The 21,333-nt window shown below is 66.7% G+C and carries 6 protein-coding genes; all 6 read right to left on the minus strand.

What is annotated here, in order from left to right:
- Positions 1-166 precede the first annotated feature (166 nt).
- A complete protein-coding gene (locus C3F42_RS12265; protein WP_256586294.1) occupies positions 167-15,451 on the minus strand; it encodes an autotransporter-associated beta strand repeat-containing protein in 15,285 nt (5,094 codons plus the stop codon).
- Positions 15,452-15,742: 291 nt separating this feature from the next.
- Entirely contained in the window at positions 15,743-16,126 is a 384-nt protein-coding gene (locus tag C3F42_RS12270; protein ID WP_038707396.1) for a YkgJ family cysteine cluster protein, read from the minus strand.
- Positions 16,127-16,358: 232 nt separating this feature from the next.
- Entirely contained in the window at positions 16,359-17,567 is a 1,209-nt protein-coding gene (gene alaC, locus C3F42_RS12275; protein ID WP_046857052.1) for an alanine transaminase, read from the minus strand.
- Positions 17,568-17,785: 218 nt separating this feature from the next.
- Entirely contained in the window at positions 17,786-19,546 is a 1,761-nt protein-coding gene (locus C3F42_RS12280) for an L-tyrosine/L-tryptophan isonitrile synthase family protein (RefSeq protein ID WP_104444492.1), read from the minus strand.
- 22 nt (positions 19,547-19,568) lie between these two features.
- The gene (locus C3F42_RS12285) at positions 19,569-20,270 is read right to left on the minus strand and encodes an HAD family hydrolase (protein WP_094010245.1); all 702 of its coding nucleotides are present in this window, start codon (positions 20,268-20,270) and stop codon (positions 19,569-19,571) included.
- An 11-nt stretch (positions 20,271-20,281) separates the two neighbouring features.
- A complete protein-coding gene (locus tag C3F42_RS12290; protein WP_023629878.1) occupies positions 20,282-21,274 on the minus strand; it encodes an isocyanide synthase family protein in 993 nt (330 codons plus the stop codon).
- Between the last annotated feature and the right edge of the window lie 59 nt (positions 21,275-21,333).

Consider the following 21,333-nt stretch of genomic DNA (forward strand, 5'->3'; position numbering starts at 1 on the left):
AGATCCGAAGCGCTGGCTGGCTGAAGGATTTGGTTTCAATTTCGGAAAAATCTTACGCATGCAGAAACGTATCGCGGGGCAAGCCCGCTGCCACGAGAGACACGCCAAATCTCGTGACAGCGGGCTTGCCCCGCGATGGGCCACACGACGGCCCCTGGAAGCTACCTCAGAACCCCATGCTGAAGCTCACCACCACGCCATGGTCGCGGTTCTCGCTGGACAGCTGCCCGGAGTACCCGACCCCGAGCTTGCCGCTCGCGCCCACCGACAGGTCCACCCCGGCCTCGACCACCGCCGCATCCTTGGCAATCGGCACACCCTCGGTGCTGAAACCGTCGCCACCACCGATGAAGCGCAGATCGGCATCGGGCTTGTCGTCGCCGAAGGCATGGCGCCAGCCTACCGACAACCGCGGCGTGATGGTGCTGCCGCTGTCGAGCAGGATGCGCTTGCCAGCCCGCACGCCCAGGGTGGAGAAGGTCACATCCTGGTCGACCTTGCCCTCCAGCCGCCCTGCCCCGCCCTTCTCATGGGCGGTATCGCTGTCGTAGTTGACATACGCCAGCCCGGCGAACGGCTCCAGGGCAATGCCGCCGGCATCTATGGCGTAACCCACCTCACCGAACACCTGGGCGCTGCGCGCCTTGTACTTGGCCTTGAGACGGTCGTCATAGCTGCCCACGCTGACATCGCGCTTGGTGTCGATGTCGTGCCAGCTGTAGGCCACACCCAGGCGAGCGGCGAAGGCATCGAGCTGGTAGCCGAGGTAGGTGGTCAGGTGGTAGCTGTCCACCGTGGCGTCGGAGCGGCGACGGTGCGCATCAATGCTCGAACGGGTGTAGCCGGCGGCGGCGCCCACTTTCCACTCATCGTCCAGCGCGCGGTCGACACCGAGCATGAAGCCCGACAGGTCGCGGTCGACGCTGGCATGGCTGCTGCTGCCGTCATAGGTGCCCCAGCCGCCGATGGCGCGGATCCAGCCCACGGCCTGGCCCTGGCAGCCTTCGCTGGTCAGTTGCTGGTTGGCGGTCGGCGCCAGGGTGCGACGCGGGTCGTCCTGGTTGGTGCAGTCGGCCTGGCGCAGGCGGTCATTGACCGCGTCGCGGACGTAGCGCGAGTCCTCGATCAGCACGGTCGCGGTGCTGGCGTGGATCTCGCCGGACAGGCTGTCAAACGCGGCCTGGGCGCCCTGGCGGTCCAGCGGCAGCAGGTTGTTGACCAGTTCGGCCGGCGCCCCGGCACTGGCCAGCGCGGTGGCCACGCCACGCTGGTTGCCAGTGGCGGCGACATCGGCGAAGGAGTTGCCGTTGCGGCTGACCGACAGGGTCACCTGGTTGGCGCCGTAGTCCAGCGAGCTGTTGAGGAACGCCGAGTTGGCCAGGTTGGTGGTGGCGAAGGTGCCGTTCACCCCGCCCGCGGCGCTGACCACGGTGTACTGGCCGTTGCCGCTGGCCAGGTTGGCGACCATCAGGCTGCCGCCGAGGTTGGCGGTGCCGCCCACATTCAGGTAGTTCACCGGCGAGGTGCCGAGGTCGATCACCAGGGTGCCGGTGGCGCCGTTGGTGAAGTTGCCCGACACGTTCAGGTTACCGGCAGGCCCTGGCAGCACGGTGCCATTGTTGGTGAGGCCGGCGACGGTGCCATTGCCGGTCAGTGCGGCGCCATTGGCCACTGTGACCTGGGCTGCGAGGTTGCTGCCCGGATTGGCCGCATCGCCCACCTGCAACACGCCCTGGTTGACGTTGAAGGCGCCACTGAACGGCTGGTTGCCGGTCAGCAGCAAGGTACCGCCGCCCTGCTTGGTGGTGGTGCCGGTGCCGCTGAGGGTGCCGTTGAAGGTGCCATTGCTGCCTTGGGCGAAGACCAGGTTGGCGTTGTTGAGGATACTGCCCTGCAGGCTGGTGGTGTTGCCGACCAGGGTACCGCCGCTGACAGTGGTGCCACCGCTGTAGGTGTTGGCACCCGAGAGGATCAGAGTGCCGGCGTCGAGTTTCTCGATGCCGCCGCTACCGACCAGCGGCACGCTGACGGTGGCGGTGGCACCTGCGTTGACACGCACCGGCGCCAAGCTGCCATCGGCACCATTGACCGGCGTCAGGCTACCCCCAGCGCCCGGAACGACCTGGTAGCCGTTGCTGAGGAACTGCAAGCCCTCGAACGACTGGTTGCCCACCACGGTGACGGTGCCCGGGGTACCGCCGAAGACCGCGTAGCCACCACTCCAACCTTCGTTGCTGGTGCCGCTGGCGTTGGTCCAACCGGTGTTCGGCCCCCAGGTACCACTGCCGCCGCCGATGCTGCCATCGGGGTTGGTCTTGCCGCCATTCCAGAACTGCAGCTCTTCGCCGTAGTTCTGCACCACCAGGTTGATCTGGTTGGCGATGGCGGTCTGCAGGGTCAGGTCACCCAGCACTACGCTGCCCGGAATCGCACCGAACACCAGGCCGTTGTCGGTGAGCGTGCCGCCGTAGCTGAACAGTTGGTAGACACCAGTGCCAAAGCCGCCGGCATCGGTGATGTTCAGCGTGCCGTCCAGCACCAGGTTGCCGTTGACCTTGACCACGGTGGTTGAGGCCGCCGGGGCGCCGAGGCTGAAGTCCAGGGCACTGCCCGACGCCAGGTCGAGGCTGCCGACGGTGAGCGGCGTGGCGCTCTGGCCGGCAGCCAGGGTGGCGCCATTGGCGATCTGCACCGCGCCGCCGTAAGTACCGCTGCCGCCCAGGCGGGCGCCGGTGGCGACCTGCACGGTGGTACTGTCGAGGCGGCCGTTGACCAGCAGGCTGCCGGCGTTGACCTGGGTCGCGCCGGTCAGGCCATTGATGCCGGTCAGCAGCAGTTCGCCGGTGCCGTTCTTGGTCAGCGTGCCAGTACCGGTGAGGTTGCCGGTGTAGCTGCCATTGGCGTTCTGCTCGAAGGTCAGGGCCGCGTTGTTGAGGATCGCGCCTTGCAGGCTGGTGGTATTGCCCACCACGCCGCCTGCGTTGATCTGGGTGCCGCCGCTGTAGGTGTTGGCACCATTCAGGGTCAGCAGGCCAGCGCCATTCTTGATCAGCCCACCGGTGCCGCTGACCACCCCGTTGAGGGTCAGGGCGTTGCTGCCGGCGATGGCCAGGGCGCCGTTGAGCACGGCATTGTTGGCCAGGGTCACGGCGGTGTTGCTGTCCAGCGTGGTGCCGCCCGCGGCCGTCAGGGCGCCACTGCCCAGCGCGCTATCGTTGCCTAGCACCAAGGTGCCGCCGTTGAGGGCGGTACCGCCGCTGTAGCCATTGGCAGCGTTGAGCACCAGGGTGCCGCCGTCTTGCTTGGCAACGCTGCCGGTCCCGTTGAGGGCGACGTTGAGGGTGGCGGTGACGCCGCTGTCGACCCGCAGGTTGGTGGTGCCGTTGCCCAGCAGTTCACCGGCCGTCCCCGCATTGAGCACATAGCCGTCGGTGACGAACTGCAGGCCGGTGATGCTGTGGCTGCCGTTCACGGTGACGGTGCCGGGGGCGCCCTGGAACACGGCGAAGGTATCGTTCCAGGTGCCGTTGAGCACGCCGTTGGCGTCGGTCCAGTTGGTGTTGGTGGCATCCCAGACGCCGCTGCCGCCCTCGATCACACCGTTGGCCACGGTCTGGCTGCCGTCCCAGAACAACACGTTGCTGGCGCCACCGACCACCAGGTTGACCTGGTTGGCCACGGCGGTCTGCACCGTCAGGTCGGTGACCGGCACCGGCGTGGTGCCGAAGCTCATGCCGTTGTTGGTGAGGCTGCCACCGTAGGCGAACAGGCGGTACACGCCGGCGCCGAAGCCACCGATGTCGGTGACATTGAGGGTACCGCCCAGGGTCAGGTCGTTGGCCACGTTGACCAGCGGTGTGCCGCCAGCCGACGGCGCGCCCAGCGAAGCGTTGAAGTTGGCGCCGCTGTCGAGCACCAGATTGCCGGCATTCAGGGTGCTGCCGCCGATGGCCGCCAGGTTGCCGCCATTGGCCACGGTCACCGAACCACCGAGGCTGCCGGCGCCGCTGAGGGTGGCGCCACTGGCGACGTTGACCGTGCCGCTGGCCAGGGACCCATCCACCTTCAGCCCGCCGCCTTGCACGTTGGTATTGCCGGTGTGGCTGTTGGCGCTGCGCAGCGCCAGGGTGCCGGCGCCGAGTTTGTTCAGGGTGCCGGTCCCACCGATATTGCCATCGAAGGTGCCGCCCTCGACGCTCAGGCTGTTGCCGGCGGCGATGGCGATCGCACCGGTGCCTCCGATATCACCCAATGTGGTGTTGCCGTCGAGGTTGAGGCTGGCGCCACTGCTGACATTCAGCTCGCTCTGGGTGCCCAGGGCGGTGGTGCCGATGGTGCTCAGGCTGCCGGACAGGATATTGAGGATGCCGCTGAAGGTGTTGTTGCCCGACAGCGTCAGGTCAGCCACGCCGCTCTTGTTCAAGGTACCGGCACCGCTGAGCACGCCGGCCAGGTGCAGATCGTTGCTGCCCAACACGTTGAGCACGCCCCCCACGTTGACCGGATTGGCCAGGGTTACGGCACTGGCGCTGTCGAGACTGGCATTACCGGTGACATCCAGCCCGCCGCTGCCAAGGGCCGCATCGTTGCCCACCACCAAGGTGCCGGCCTGCAGCTCGGTACCACCGCTGTAGGTGTTGGCGCCCATCAGCGCGAAGCGGGCGAGGCCGGCCTTGAGCAGGCGGCCGCTGCCGCCGACGGTGCCGCCGAGGGTCAGGTCGTTGCTGCCCAGGATCGTCAGGTCGCCGGTGGCGTTGACGTTGTTGGCCAAGGTCACGGCCTGGCTGCTGTCCAGGCTGGTGCCGGCCACGGTGTTCAGGCTGCCGCTGCCCAGCGCGGTATTGGAGCCCAGCACCAGGGTGCCGCCGTTGAGCGCGATGTTGCCGGCATAGGTGTTGTTGCCAGCCAGCGCCAGCCGGGCGCTGCCAGCCTTGACCAGGCCACCGGCGCCGCCGATGTTGCCGCCCAGCGCCAGGTCGTTGCTGCCTGCGATGTTCAGCGGCCCCGCCAGGGTGATGGCATTGGCCAGCGTGACCGAGGCATTGCTGTCGAGGGTGGTACCCGCAGCGGTTTCAAACGCACCGCTGCCCAGGGCCGTGTTGCTGCCGACAATCAAAGTGCCGCCACTGAGCACGGTACCGCCGCTGTAGCTGTTGCTGCCGTTGAGCACCAGGGTACCGCTGTCGAGCTTGTTGAGCTTGCCGACGCCGGTCAGGCCGACATCGAGGGTCGCCGTGGCGCCCGGATCGACCCGCACGCTGGTGTCGCCACTCGCGCCGTTGATCAGGTCGAGCGCACCGGCGGTGCCGGCCAGCAGGCGGTAGCCATCGCTGACGAACTGCAGGCCATTGACCGTCTGGCTGCCGTCGACGGTGACATCGCCGGCGGTGCCCTGGAACACCGCGAAGGTGCTGCCCCAGGTGGTGTTGGTCAGGCCGTTGAGGTCGGTCCAGTTGGTATTGCCGGCGTTCCACACGCCGGCACCGCCGTCGACCTGACCGTTGGCCACGTTCTGGCTGCCATCCCAGAACTGGATATTGAGCCCCGCGGCGCTGACCAGCAGGTTGACCTGGTTGGCCAGGGCGGTCTGCAAGGTCACGTCACCCAGGCCCACCCCCAGCGGCAGGCTGCCGAAGTCCAGACCGTTGTCGGTGAGGGCGCCGGCGTAGTCGAAGACGCGGTACACACCGTTGCCGAAGCCGCCGATGCTGCTCACGTTGAGCGTGCCGTCGAGGGTCAGGTTGCCACCGACGTTGAACAGCGCGGTGCCGCCAGTGGACGGCGAGCCGAGGCCGATATCGACGATCGAACCGCTGTTGAGCACCAGGCTGCCGAGGCCCAGGGTCGCGCCGCTCTGCCCGGCCAGGTGGCCACCGTTGTCGATCACCACCGAGGCATTGGCGGTGCCGCTGCCGGTGAGGGTCGCACCGCTGGCCACGGTCAGCAGGTTGCTGCCCAAGGTGCCGTCGACTTTCAAGGTACCGGCGTTGACCTGCGTGTTGTCGGCCAGGTTGCTGGTGCCGGTCAGGGTCAGGGTGCCGCTGCCGACCTTGGTCAGGCCGCCCAGGCCGTTGAGACCACCGGCGAAGGTGCTGCTGAGGTTGTTGCCGCCCAGGCTCAGCACGCTGCCGACGCCGACATCGACCAGGCCGCTACCGGTCAGGCTGCCGAGGCTGGCGTTGCCGTTGAGGTTGAGCTGGCCGCTGGCGCCGACGTCGAGGGTGTCGACGTTGGCCAGCACACCGCTGCCGAGGGTGGTAAGGGAGCCCGCCTGGATATCGACGTTGCCGGTGAAGGTCTTGACGCCGACCAGGGTGAGGTCGTCGACGCCGGTCTTGACCAGGTTGCCACTGCCGCCAAGGTCGCCGCTGAGGATCAGCGCATTGGCGGTTTCGACAGTCAGGTTGGCGCCGTTGCTCAGGGCGATGGTGTTGCCCAGGGCCATGGGTGAGCTGTTGGCCAGGGTGGCATCGGCGGTGACCGCCAGGGTGCCGGTACCCAGTGCGCCGCTGCTGCCCAGGGTCAGGCGTCCGGCGTTGAGCTGGGTGCCGCCCTGGTAGCCGTTGTTGCCATTGAGGGTCAGGTTGCCGCTGCCGTTCTTGGTCAGGCCTGCCGTGCCGTTGATCACGCCGTTTAGGGTCAGGTCGTTGCTGCCATCGACTGTCAGGCCAGCGTTGAGGGTGACGTTGTTGGCCAGCGTGGTGCTGGCGCCGCTGCTGAGGGACGAGGCCCCGACGACGGTCAGGGCGCCCTGCCCCAGCGCGTTGTCGTTGCCGACCACCAGCCGGCCGGCACCGAGGGTGGTGCCGCCCAGGTAGCTGTTGGCACCATTGAGGGTCAGGGTGCTGGCACCGGCCTTGCTCAGGCCGCCGACGCCATCCACCACGCCGGTGAGGGTCAGGTCGGCGCTGCCGGGCAGGTTGAGGGTGCCGCCCAGGTGCACGTTGTTGGCCAGGGTAGCGCCCGCACTGCCGGCATCGAGGCTGGTGTTGGCGCCGGTGCTGAGATCGCCGCTACCCAGCGCGGTGTTGCTGCCGACCACCAAGGTGCCGGCGTTGAGGGTGGTGCCGCCGCTGTAGGTGTTGTTGCCGTTGAGGGTCAGGCTGGCGGCGCCGTTCTTGACCAGGCCATTGTTGCCGGAGACCACACCGCCGAGGGTCAGCGCCTGGCTGCCGCCGAGGGTCAGGTTGCCACCGGCGAGGTTGACGGCATTGGCCAGTACCAGCGCCTGGCTGGCGTCGAGGCCAGCCGCGCCGTTGACGGTCAGGGCGCCGCTGCCCAAGGCGCCAGCATTGCCCAGCAGCAGGCTGCCGGCCTGCAGCGAGGTGCCGCCGGCGTAGGTGTTGCTGCCATTGAGTACCAGTTGCCCGGCGCCCAGCTTGTTCAGCGTCCCGGCACCGCTGATCACACCATCTAGGGTCAGGGCCTGGGCATTGTTGATACTCAGGGTAGTGGTAGCGCCGATGCCGATGGCATTGGCCAGTTGCAGCGCCCCGGTGGTGGCCAGGGTGCTGTTGCCGGTCACCGACAGGTTGCCCGTGCCCAGCGCGCTGTTGTTGCCCAGGGTCAGGGTGCCAGCGCCAAGCGTGGTACTGCCTTGATAGGTGTTGGCGGCGCCGAGGGTCAGGTTGCCGGTACCGGTCTTGGTCAGGCCGCCGGTACCGCTGATCACGCCGTTCAATGTCAGGTCGTTGGTGCCGGTCAGGCTCAGGGTGTCGTTCAGCGCCACCTGGTTGGCCAGGGTCAAGGCACCCGTGGTGGCCAGGTTGCTGGCGCCGCCGACGACAAGGTTGCCGGTACCCAGGGCCTGGTTGTTGCCCAGGGTGAGCGTGCCGGCATTGAGGGTCACGCCGCCAATCAAGGTGTTGGCGCCACTGAGTGTGAGGTTGCCGGCACCGTTCTTGGTCAGGCTGCCGGCCCCCGTGACCAGCCCGCCCAGGCCCAGGTCGTTGCTGCCGGCGATGGTAAGGTTGCCCGCCAGGTTGACGGTGTTGCCGATAGTGATCACCGAGGCGCTGTCCAGCGTGGTCCCGGCAGCCGCGTTGAGCTGGCCGAGGCCGAGGGCGCTGGCGCTGCCGAGCACCAGGGTGCCGGCATTGAGATTGGTGTTGCCCAGATTGCCATTGGTGCCGTTCAGGGTCAGGGTGCCGCTGCCGGTCTTGGTCAAACCGCCGACGCCGGTGACGTTGCCGCCCAAGGTCAGGTTCTGCGCCCCGGCGACGGTCAGGTTACCGGCCAGGTTGATCAGGTTGGCCAGGGTGACGTTGGCATTGCTGCTCAGGGTGGTGCCGCCGGCTGCGTTCAGGGCACCCGTGCCCAGCGCCGTGTTGCTGCCTATCACAAGGGTGCCGCCATTCAGGCTGGTAATGCCTTGCTGGCTGTTGCTGCCGTTGAGGGTGAGCGTGCCGGCGCCACCCTTGATCAGGCCACCGGTGCCGCTGAGCGCACCGTTGAGGGTGAGGTCGTTGCTCCCCGGCAGGGTCAGGTTGGCGTTCAGGGCGATGGTATTGCCCAGCGCCAGGTTGCCGGTGGTGGCCAGGCTGGCGGCGCCGGTCACGGTCAGGCCGCCAGTGCCCAGGGCCTGGGCGTTGCTCAGGGTCAGGGTACCGGCCCCCAGGCTGGTGCCGCCGCTGTAGGTGTTGGCATTGCCCAGGGTCAGGTTGGCGCCGCCATTCTTGATCAGGCTGCCAACCCCCGAGACCACGCCGGACAGGCCCAGATCGGCGGAACCGGCGACGGTCAGGGCACCGCTGAGGCTGAAGGCGTTGCCGAGGGTGACGGCCGTATTGCTGTCCAGGGTAGTGCCGTTGGCGGTGCTGACCGTGCCGGTACCGAAGGCGGTGTTGTTGCCGACCACCACTGTGCCGCCATTGAACAGGGTGCCACCGGTATAGCTGTTGGCGCCATTGAGCACCAGCGTGCCGCTGTCGAGCTTGGCCAGTTGGCCGCTGCCAGAGAGGCCAACGTTGAGGGTCGCGGTGACACCCGGATCGACGCGCAAGGCAAAGGCGCCGTTGCTGCCGTTGACCAGGTCCAGGCCACCGGCGCCGATCAGGCGATAGCCGTTGGTGACGAACTGCAGGCCGGTGGCGGCCTGGGTGCCGACCACGGTGACATCGCCTGCGGTGCCCTGGAATACCGCGAAGTCGCTGGCCCAACTGCCATTGAGCACGCCGTTGACATCGGTCCAGTTGGTGTTGCCACCGTTCCAGGTACCGGTACCGCCGTCGATCACGCCATTGGGCACGCTTTGCGCGCCATCCCAGAACTGCACGGTGCCGCTGGCGCCGCCGACCAGCAGGTTGATCTGACTGCCAATGGACGTCTGCACCTGAAGGTCGCCGGGCAACATGACGCCCGGCACGTTGCCGATCAGCAGGCCGTTGTCGACCAGCGCGCCGGTGTAGTCGAACAGCCGATAGATACCGGTACCGAACCCGCCGAGGTCGGTGACGTTGAGGGTACCGTCCAGGGTCAGGTTGCCATTGACGCTGACCACTGCGGTGCCGCCGGTGGCCGGCGATGCCAGGCCGAAATCGAGGATCGAGCCGCTGTGCAGGGTCAGCGCACCGGTGCTGAGGGTCGCGCCGCTGTTGGCCAGCAGGTGCGCACCATTGGCAATGTCGACTGCGCCGAGCAGGCTGCCGGTGCCCCCGAGGCTGGCGCCGCTGTTGACCTGGACGCTGGGGCTGGCCAGCGAGCCGGTGACGTTGAGCAGGCCGGCATTGACCGTGGTATTGCCGCCGAGCACGTTGACGCCGGACAGCTCGAAGCTGCCGGTACCGGTCTTGATCAGCCCGCCACTGCCGGCCAGGGCACCGCTGAACACGCTGTTGAGGTTGTTGCCGCCCAGGGTCAGGTCGCCGCCGCCGGCGATGTTCACCGTGCCGGCCCCGCTCAGGCCACCGATGGTGGCGCTGGCGCCGAGATTGAGGCTGGTGCCGGCGCCGACGCTGACCGCCGAGGTATTGCCCAGGGCCGTGTTGCCGACCGTGGTGATGCTGCCGCCAAGCAGGTCGATGGCGCCGCTGAAGGTGTTGTTGCCGGTAAGCGTCAGGTCGGACACGCCATTCTTGATCAACCCGCCGGTACCGCCGAGCACGCCGCCAAGGGTCAGGTTGTTGCTGCCGCCGAGGGTCAGGTTGGCACCGAGGTTGACGTCGTTGCCCAGGGTCATCGCCACACTGTTGGCCAGCGTCGAGGCACCGCCGACGTTCAATGCCCCGGTGCCCAGCGCCGCGGCGTTGGCCAAGGTCAGGGTGCCGGCATTGAGGTTCAGGCCACCGCTGAAGGTGTTGGCGCCGCTCAGGGTCAGATTGCTGCTGCCGTCCTTGGTCAAGGCCCCGGCACCGCTGATCACGCCGCCCAAGGTCGTGGTGTTGGTGCCTGGCAGGGTCAGGGTAGCGCCGTTGCCAAGGGCGATGGCGTTGCCGAGGTTGAGGGTGGCGCTGGAGTCGAGGCTGGCATTGCCGCCCACGCTCAGGGCGCCGCCGCCGATGGCGTTGTTGTTGCCCAGGACCAGGGTGCCGGCATTGAGGGTGGTGCCGCCGCTGTAGGTGTTGTTGCCGTTGAGGGTCAGCACGGCGCTGCCGTTCTTGACCAGCGCACCGCTGCCGCTGATGAGACCGCCGAGGGTGGTGGCATTGCTGCCCAGTACGGTCAGGGTATTGGCGCCGAGGTTGATGCCGTTGGTCACGGCAACGGCGGTGCTGGCGTCGAGATTGGCGTTGCCGCCCACGGTCAGGGCGCCGATGCCCAGCGCGGTGTTGCTGCCCAGGGTCAGGGTGCCGGCATTGAGCTGGGTGCCGTTGGTGTAGAGGTTGTTGCCGCTCAGGGTCAGGTTGGCGTTGCCATTTTTGACCAGCGAACCGATGCCGCTGACCACGCCGCTCAGGCCCAGGTCGGCGCTGCCATCGATGGTCAACGGGCCGGCGATGTTCACATCGTTGGCCAGGCTCACCGCCGTATTGGCATCCAGGTGGGTACCTGCCAGGGTATTGAGGGTACCGGTACCCAGCGCGGTGTTGCTGCCGACCACCAGGGTACCGGCGTTCAGGCGGGTGATGCCGCTGTTGCTGTTGTTGCCGGTCAGGGTCAGGGTAGTGCCACCATTCTTGGTGATGCCGCCGGCACCGGCGATGACGCCGCTCAGGGTCAAATCGTTGCTGCCGGGCAGGATGAAGTTGCCCGCCAGGTTGAGCGCGTTGCCAAGGTTCAGCCCGGCCGCACTGGTGTCCAGCGTGGTGTTGTTGGCGGCGTTGAGCGCGCCGGTGCCCAGTGCCGTGTTGCTGCCGACCACCAGTGTGCCGGCGTTGAAGGTGGTGGCGCCGCTGTGGGTGTTGTTGCCGCTCAGGGTCAAGGTGGCGCTGCCGTTCTTGACCAGGCCGCCAGCGCCGCTGAGGGTGCCGGCCAGGGTGAGGTTGCTGGTGGTCGGCAAGGTCAGGTTGGCGCCGAGGTTGACGGCGTTGTTCAGGGTCATCGCCGTCGAGTTGGCCAGGGTCGCCGCGCCACCGACCGTCAACGCGCCGGTTCCTAACGCGGCGGCGCTGGCCAGGGTCAAGGTACCGGCATTGAGCGTGAGGCCGCCGCTGAAGGTATTGGCACCGCTCAGGGTCAGGTTGGTGGCGCCGTTCTTGACCAATGCGCCGGTGCCGCTGATCACCCCGCCCAGGGTGGTGGTGTTGCTGCCTGGCAGGGTCAGGGTATTGCCGGCCAGGTTGATGGCGTTGCCCAGGTTCAGGGTGCCGCTGCCGTCGAGGCTGGCATTGCCGCCCAGGGTCAGGCCGCCAGTGCCGAGGGCATTGCTGTTGCCCAGGGTCAGCAGCCCCGCGTTCAGGGTGGTGCCGCCACTGAAGGTATTGTTGCCATTGAGCGTCAGGCCGGCACTGCCGCTCTTGACCAGGGCGCCGGTGCCGCTGATCTGCCCGGTCAGGGTGGTGGCGTTGCTGCCCAGCACGGTCAAGGTGTTGCCGCCCAGGCTGATGCTGTTGGTCGCCGAGACGGCGGTACTGGTGTCCAGGTTGGCGTTGCCGCCCAGGGTCAGTCCGCCGATGCCCAGTGCGGTGTTGCTGCCGAGAATCAAGGTACCGGCATTGAGCTGGGTGCCGTTGGTGAAGGTGTTGCTGCCACTCAGGGCCAGGCTGGCGTTGCCGTTCTTGACCAGCGAGCCGATGCCGCTGATCACCCCGCTCAGCCCGAGGTTGGCAGTGCCGTCGATGGTCAGGGGGCCGGCGGCAATGACGTCGTTGGCCAGGCTGACCGCGGTGCTGGCGTCCAGGTGCGTTCCCACGGCGGTGTTGAGGATGCCGGTACCGAGCGCCGTGTTGTTGCCGACCACCAGGGTGCCGCCGTTGAGGAAGGTGGAGCCGCTGTTGGTATTGGCGCCGCTCAGGGTCAGCGTGGTGTTGCCGGCCTTGGTCAGGCCGCCGCTGCCGGCGATGACGCCGCTCAGGGTCAGGTCGTTGCTGCCGGGCAGGTTGAGGTTACCGGCCAGGTTCAGGCCGTTGCCGATGTTCAGCCCGGCGACGCTGGTGTCCAGGCTGGTGTTGGCCGCGGCGTTGAGCACGCCGGTGCCCAGCGCGGTGTTGCTGCCCAGCACCAGGGTGCCGGCGTTGAGCGTGGTGGCGCCACTGTGGGTGTTGTTGCCACTGAGGGTCAGGCTGGCGCTACCGTTCTTGACCAGGCCGCCGGTGCCGCTGAGGGTCCCGGCCAGGTTGAGGTTGTTGGCGCCTGTCAGGGTCAGGTTGCCGCCCAGGTTGACCGCGTTGCCCAGGGTCAGCGCCGCCGTGTTGGCCAATGTCGATGCGCCGCCCACGGTCAGGGCGCCGGTACCCAGCGCCGTGGCACTGGCCAGGGTCAGGGTGCCAGCGTTGAGGGTGAGGCCACCGCTGAAGGTGTTGGCGCCGCCCAGGGTCAGGTTGGTGCTGCCGTTCTTGACCAGCGCGCCGGTGCCGCTGATCACACCACCCAGGGTGGTTGCGCTGGTGCCAGGCAACGTCAGGGTGTTGCCGGCCAGGTCGATGGCGTTGCCCAGGTTCACCGCCACGCCCGCGTCGAGGCTGGCGTTGCCGCCCAAGGTGAGGCCGCCGGTGCCCAGGGCGTTGTTGTTGCCCACGGTGAGAACACCGCTGTTGAGGGTCGTGCCGCCGCTGAAGGTGTTGCTGCCGTTCAGGGTCAACCCGGCGCTGCCGTTCCTGACCAGCGCGCCGGTACCGCTGATCACGCCGCCCAGCGTGGTGCTGCTGGTGCCCAACAGGTTCAGGGTATTGGCGCCGAGGTTGACGGCGTTGCCCAGGCTCACCGCCGTGCTGGCGTCCAGGCTGGCGTTGCCGCCAAGGGTAAGGGCGCCGGTGCCCAGGGCGTTGCTGTTGCCGACGGTGAGCTTGCTGGCGTTGAGGGTGAGGCCGCCACTGAAGGTGTTGTTGCCGTTCAGCGCCAGGTCCCCTGCCCCGCTCTTGACCAGCGAACCGGTACCGCTGATCACGCCACCCAGGGTGGTGGCACTGGTGCCGAGCAGGTTCAGAGTGTTGGCGCCAAGGCTGATGGCGTTGCCCAGGCTTACCGCGCTGCTGGCATCGAGGCTGGCGTTACCCCCCAAGGTCAGCGCGCCAGTGCCCAGCGCACTGCCGTTGCCGACGGTAAGCTTGCCACCCGCCAGGCTGGTACCGCCGCTGTAGGTATTTATGCCGTTGAGGGTGAGGTCGGCTGCGCCCGCCTTAGCCAGCGCACCGGTACCGCTGATGATGCCACCCAAGGTGGTGGCATTGTTGCCAGCGAGGGTGAGCGTGCCTGCGCTCAGGGCGATTGCGTTGCCAAGGTTGAGCGCCGAGGCACTGTCCAGGGTGCTGCTGGCGGTCACCGTCAGGGCGCCGCTGCCCAACGCCGTGTCGCTACCCAAGGTAAGCGTTCCGCCGGCCAGGGAGGTGCCGCCACTGAAGGTATTGAGGCCATTGAGCGTCAGGCTGCCGGTGCCGCTCTTGACCAGTGAGCCGGTGCCGCTGAGTACGCCGCCAAGGGTCAGTGCGTTGCTGCCGGGCAGCGTCAAGGCTGCGTTCAGCGCCACCGCGTTGTTCAACACCAGCGGCACGCTGCCTTGCAGGCTGCCGGCGCCACTGACGGTCAGCCCGCCTGTGCCGAGCGCCGTGGCGCTGGTCAGGTTGAGGCCCCCGGCGGCCAGGGTGGTACCGCCACTGTAGGTGTTGCTGGCGCCAAGGGTGAGCAGCCCGGCACCGGTCTTGGTCAAGCCGCCAACACCCGAAACCACGCCATTGAGGGCCATGTCGGTGGCGCCACCCACGTTCAGGCCGGCATTCAAGGTCAGCGCGTTATTAAGGCCCAGGCCTGCCACCGTGCCCGCGAGACCACCGCCGTTCACCGTGATGCCACCGGTACCGAAGGCGCTGGCGTTGTCGAAGTTGAGCAAGCCACCGTTGAGGGTGGTCTGGGTGGTGCCGTTGAGCAATTGCCCGATCAGCGACCAGGTACCGCTGTCGACGATCAGGCGGTTGAAGTTGATGTAGTTCGAGGCGTTGATGGTGCCGCTGCCGCTGGTGCCGCTGCCGCCACCGATGGCGTTCTGCAGCGCCAGGGTATTGGTGCCGCCGGCACCGCCGTCGACCACCCCTGCAGGCGCGAAGGCCAGGTTGGGGTTACTGGTGACCAGCAGCGAAACACCGACACCGGCTCCCGCGCTGAGGCTGGAGCCGGTGATGGCGTTGAAGCGGTTGGTACTGCCCGCGCCCATGGACAGGCTGCCGGTCAGGCTCCCGGCGTTGGTGAAGGTGTTGCCGCCTGCCGACGCCTGAAATGCTGTACGACCCAGCACGGTGCCGGTGTTGGTGAAGTCCACCGACCCGCCACCGCTCACGGCGATGACCGGGGTGTCCTCGCTGATGATCGTCAGGCTGGCCAATGCCGTGGAGCCGATGCTGCCTGCGTTGTTGATGGTAGTGACACCTCCGGCAGCGTTACGCACGTCCATTGCCATGCCGGTAAGGTTCAACAGGCTCGCGCCCAGCACCGCCCCGGTTCCTCGAATCACACCCGTGGCATTGTTGGTGATGTTGATGGTACTGGCAGTGCTGGTGTTGCCGATCACGGCGCCAGTGGACTGGATGCTAAGGATCCCCAGCAACGACGGGTTGACGGTACCGGAGTTGTTCAACGTGATGTTGTTGCCGGTGAGCGACAGCGCGGTGCCGCCCACGCCCAGCAGCACGCCCAGCGAGGCACCGGTGTTGACATTGACGGTCAGGCCGTTGCCACTGTTGGAATAGCTCGGCGCGAGCGGGTTGGCCGCGCCGCTGCAGGTCACCGTGGAACCGGCCAGGCTGCAGGCGGCCAGCGCCTGTTCGCCGTGCAGACCAAAGGCCATGGCAGTCACGGCCAGGCTGACGGCCAGCGACAGTTGGGAGAAACGGGCGGGCGAACGGGGGGCGGCGCGACTGTCCACGGAAAGCTCCTTCGTGGATCAGGCGATTCAGTCCTTGAAAGCGTGTACAGCAGGGTGGGCAGGAGCAGTGACACACGCGACGGCCGAAATACCTGATCTATGGCTACGAACATCCTTTGAAGGAATGTGTAGCCGCTCAGGGGCGGGCGGCTTGCCGTCGATGCCGGTCAAATGGTGTTAATACTTTGTCGAGGCGGCACGTGTTTCGCGGGTTTCAGCGATGCGCTCATTGGATCCAACCGACGAACGGTAGTGCCTGCTCCGCGAGGAGCAGGCTTGACCCGAGCAGGTTCAGGCGACCTCCGCCCCGTCGTCCGGCCAATGCGGCTCGTTGGCGCCCGGCGGCGTCAGCGGTGGCAGGCCATAGGCTGCCCGAGCGTCGTCACAGCTCGGATTGTGCACGCCGTTTTCCCACGACGCTTCGAACTCGCGGCAGGGGCTGGAGCGGTTCTCGTAGATGGAGCACGCCACCTGCGTGCCGATCTCGCCGCCGAGGCTGACGCAACGGCAGGGCTTGGCGTCGGTGCCAATCATGGCGACGCGGGTCGGGTTGATCTGCACGACCAGGTCGTCGGGCACCAGGCCACCGGCGGACTGGCACTCACCCCAGAAGAAAGACACACGAAAGTAGCCGCAGCAGGCGCCGCAGGTCAGGCAAGGGTTCTGTTCGGACATGATGGCCAGGGAGGGAGGTTGTTGTTATCGGGGCGGGCGCCCGCGGCGCTATTTGTAATCCAGGCGCGGGCGGCTGAGAAGAGGGGGAATGCAAAAAAAGATCGCCGCTGATCGGCGATCTGAAAGTCGTGATCGATATCGCCTGTACCGGCCCATCGCCGGCTAGCCGGCTCCCACAAGGTCCAGTGCCATCCTGTGGGAGCCGGCTTGCCGGCGATGAGGTCGGACCTGTTTACTTGCTGGTCAAACCATCGGCGCGGAACATCTGGCGGATCCCGCGAATGGCCTGGCGGATACGGTCCTGGTTCTCGATCAGGGCAAAACGCACATGATCATCGCCGTAGTCGCCAAAGCCGATCCCCGGCGACACGCAAACCTTGGCCTCGGCCAGCAGCTTCTTGGAAAACTCCAGCGACCCCAGGTGAGCGTACTGCTCAGGGATCTTAGCCCACACGTACATCGAGGCCTTGGGGTTCTCGACCATCCAGCCTAACTCGTGCAGGCCCTTCACCAGCAGGTTGCGGCGCTGGCGGTACTGCTCGGCGATATCGCGCACGCACTGCTGGTCGCCTTCCAGGGCGGCGATGGCGGCCACCTGCAGCGGAGTGAAGGTGCCGTAGTCGTGGTAACTCTTGATCCGCGCCAGGGCACTGACCAGCTCAGGGTTGCCGACCATGAAGCCGATCCGCCAGCCAGCCATGTTGTAGCTCTTGGACAGGGTGAAAAACTCCACCGCAATGTCCTTGGCCCCCGGCACCTGCATGATCGACGGCGCTTTCCAGCCGTCGTAGACGATGTCGGCGTAGGCCAGGTCGTGCACCACCAGCACATCGTACTGCTTGGCCAGGGCCACCACACGCTCGAAGAAATCCAGCTCCACGCACTGCGCGGTGGGGTTGGACGGGAAGCCGAGGATCATCATCTTCGGCTTGGGGATCGATTCGCGGATCGCCCGTTCCAGCTCGTTGAAGAAGTCCACGCCCGGTACCAGCGGCACCGAACGTACCTGGGCGCCGGCGATCACCGCGCCGTAGATGTGGATAGGGTAGCTGGGGTTGGGCACCAGGACCGTGTCGCCGTGGTCGAGGGTGCCGAGCATCAGGTGCGCCAGGCCTTCCTTCGAGCCAATGGTGACAATGGCTTCGCTTTCCGGGTCGATGTCGACCTCGTAGCGTTCCTTGTACCAGTTGGAGATGGCGCGGCGCAGGCGCGGGATGCCACGGGAGGTGGAATAGCCATGGGTGTCTTCGCGCTGGGCAACCTGCACCAGTTTCTCGACGATGTGTGGCGGCGTGGCGCCATCAGGGTTGCCCATGCTCAGGTCAATGATGTCCTCGCCACGGCGGCGGGCGGCCATCTTGAGCTCGGCAGTAATGTTGAAGACGTAAGGGGGGAGACGATCGATGCGCGCAAAGCGGCGCGGCGAACCTGGGTTGGCCATGTGTTCCTCGAGAGACGTAAGCGCCCGGAACCGTCCGAGCGACGCTGGCCTGCGGCGGCCGACAAACAACATAATCCCGCCATGATCACTTAGTAAAGGATAATTTCCTGTTTTATTATATTTTTTCAGCCACTTCATTTGAAAAAAATCGTAATTACAGAACCCTCCTCAGCAGGCGGAGCTTGCCGAAACACCGGCAAGCACCGCCGTCAAAGGGCTCAGTAGACCTGCACCCGCCACAGTTCGCGCGCGGCCGAGGCCGCGCTCATCGGCAGGCGCCCGTGCAAGGTCTGGTAGTTGTCGATCAGCACCAGGTCACCCGCCTGCCACTCATGGGCAATCAGGCATTCGGGGTCATAGACCAGTTCATCGAGCTGGCTGATCAATGCCTGCTGGAAGGCTTCGTCATGCCCCTGCACCTTCTGTTCGAGGGTCTGCAACGACGACTGGCAGCCCTCCTGGTAGCGCAGTACCCGCTCGCCGCTGCGCGGATCGAGGTCGACCAGCGAGTAGCTGCGCGGCGAACCGCCGAAATAGGTCATGCGCGTGTAGTAGGTCAAATCGATGCCCTGCCACTGGCGGGCGGTGCGCAGGCCCACCTTGCGCAAGGCGTTGCGGCTGTCGACGACCGTGGTCTGCCCTTCCCCCGGCTGCGGCGGCGTCTTGCAATACAGCATGAAGGTGTGGGCGCAGAACTTGGCATCGCGCTGCACCAGCGGATCGCTGTCGGGCAGCATGTTGAGGTCCCAGTGCAAGGGGGTCTTCTCCAGCGAATGCACCACGCCTTGGGGCTGGTCGGCCGGCTTGACCACATGCACCTCGCCAAAGGACCAACGGTAGATGGTGCCGAAACGCTCACAGTCTGTGGCGAATGCCTGCTGGTCGGTGAATTCACAGCCTCTGAGGCAGACAAAACCGAAACTGCGCACCAGGGCTTGCAAGGTCTCGGTAGACAGTCGCTGGAAACCCAGCCCCAGCGGGTCGCTGACCAGCAACCCGAACAGGGGGAGCTTCTGCAATGTGAAGTTGAAGCCCTCGAGCGCCTCGCCCGCTGTTTCATGGAACAGCCATGGCTGCCCCTGCCAGGTCACCAGCACATGCCGCGCGGCGTCGATCTGCGCGCGGCCGCGCAGGGTCTGGTGACCGTCAAGCTGGCGCACCGGCACTGCATGCCAGGGGCTGACTACATGATCGAGCCCCTCGGCCAGGGCCACGGTGAACTTGGGGCCGGCGTTGTCGTACTGGTGCACCGACAGGCGCACGTGCCCGGGGAAAAACCGCTCGACCGCCGCATTCAAGGCCTGGCCGCGCAGCATCATCTGGTAGGCCTTGTAGCTGATCTGGCGCAGGTGCTCGTCTTCGTCCTGCCCGGCCTGGCGGCACAGGCGCAGGTCGTTGTAGAGGTGGCTGCACAACTTGTCGTGGGTCCGGCCCAGGGCCTCGTCGTGCTGGCACTGCTCGATCAGTGCCTCGACGTTCTTCCACGGCAGACGGGCCTGCTTGACCAGGGTGGCACGCAGGGCTTCGGCACTGCTGGCCTGGGGGAACAGGTCCTCCATGCTCACCCAGCGGATGCAATGGGTGGTGCACAGGGTGCGCAGCGCCTGGTTGTAGGCGCGGCGCACGTCGTCCGGCACGCCGACGATATCGTTGAAGGTGGTGCCGTCGCTGAGGATCGCGATCTCGCAGCCAGGGGCGTGGAGCTCGGCGAGCTCCTGGGCGAGGCGGTCGAGGCGCTCGATGGCGATCACCTCGCCATGGTCGGGCAGTACGCCGAAGGTCTTGTCGTGATCATTCGGCGACTTGCACGGGAAACCCGGCAGCACCATGCGCAGCGGCTCGCCACTGTCGAAGCAGCGCGCCAGGTCGTGGGCCAGGTGCGCCCTGCCCGCTTGGTCGAAGCGGTCGTCCTGGGCCTTGAGCAGGTAAGCGTCCAGCACCTGGCCGACGGCTTCCATCCAGCTGTCTTTGTCTTGCATGTCGTGTCTTCCTTGAGAACGGCTACAGCGAACCGATTGGCGTTGCGGATTGGCTTGCACAGTGGCGCACTTGCTCCGGGCGCAGGGCCCGGAGCAGCTGCAAGGGTTGCTGGCAATGGAACTGTGGCCGCTGCTCGAGCAACGCTTGCCACTCGCCGTAGCCCCAACCGACGGCGGCGGCGGGCATGCCCGCGGCCTTGGCGGTCAACAGGTCGACCGGGGTATCGCCGACAAACAGGCAGTGGCCTGGGTCGATGCCCAGCCGTTCGGCAGCCTGCAGCGCGATGTCCGGTGCCGGCTTGAGCCGCTCGCCGGGGCGATGACCGAGCACCGCGGCAAATCGCTGCGCGGGCAGCAGCCCTTGTACGACACGCTCGGCGAGGGTGTGGGCCTTGTTGGTGACGACAGCCATGGGCAGCCCTTTGTCGGCAATCCTCTCGATCAGGCCGATACAACCTGGGAAGACTCGGGAACGCCGGACCAGGTTGTCGTGATAGCAGCTGCTGTAGTCGTCATGCAGGCGTTGACGTTGCTCGGCGTCGAGGCCGACGGCGGCCCTTTCGAGCATCGCCGCCACACCGCCGCCGATCATCCCGCGCACCTCATCCGGCTGCAGCGTGCGCAGCCCGTGCAGGCTCAGCACATGATTCAGGCACCAGGCGATATCCGGCAGGGTATCGACCAGGGTGCCGTCCAGGTCGAACAGAACCGCGCGTATGTCCATTGGCGCCACCCTCACTGCGCGCTGGCGTAGTGGCAAGGCCGGCCACGGCGGAATACCAGCCGGCTGTAACGCTCATCGACATTGCTGCGCCGGTCGAGGGTCACCACGCCACGACGCTTGATCGCCACCGAATGCCAGGGGGTGCGCCACAGGTCGCTGGTCGGCACCAGGCGGATACCGATCTTGCTCGACACCGCCAACTGCGGGTGGATCGACAGGCGCAGGCAATGCGGATAGCGCGCTTGCAGCAACGCACTCCAGGCCTCGCTACGCTGGATCACCCGCTGGGAGGCGGGCTTAGCGGCCTTCTTAACCGCGTTCATGCTCATGCCTTCGAACTCCACCAGTCCGGCGTAGTCCTCGGCGAGGAAACGATGGATGCCGCAGTACATCAACCGCATGTGCTCCTCGTCCTCGAAGCGCTGCTGCAGGACGCGCAGCGACTGGCCATGCTCGATCATCAGCTCTTCGCGCATGGAGTCCAGGCAGCCCAGTTGCGGATAGGCATCCTTGAGGTCGAACAAGGTGAAACGGCCGGGATAGTGCTGGCCGGCATAGCGCTGGATATCGTCGGTGTAGGCCTGGACATGGGCATCGGGCACCCGCACCAGGTCGGCGAAGACATAGCCGTCCGAGCAGATGTGAATGACTGCACCGGGGGCATGCAATGCGCGGATTTCCTCAGCCAGGCGGTTCAGCTCGTCGATGGCATGGTGCTCTGCCAGGTCCGGGAGCGGGCCGAGGGTCTTCTGGCGGTTGGGCGACTTGCCGGGGAAGGCCGGGAGGACCATCTCCACCGGCAGCCCGCGCTCGACGGCCTGCAGCACCTTGGGCAGGTGCGGGGCGAGCACGGCATCATCCAGCGCGTCATCCTGCCCAGTGGCCAGGCTGCGTCGACGAAACAGGCATTCGAGGATGGCCAGCGCGGTAGCGGTGCTGGCAGAGGCATGGCGTTGGCGCAGCGAAGCCGCGCACGCCGAAGGAGCGGAGCTCGATTCGGTCATGGAACAGTCCTTGTCATGTGGATCGATCCGAATGGATCGCGGCCTACCCTGGCCTGCAG

This window comes from Pseudomonas sp. PONIH3, from assembly GCF_002934345.1.
GTDB classification, from domain to species: Bacteria; Pseudomonadota; Gammaproteobacteria; order Pseudomonadales; family Pseudomonadaceae; genus Aquipseudomonas; species Aquipseudomonas soli.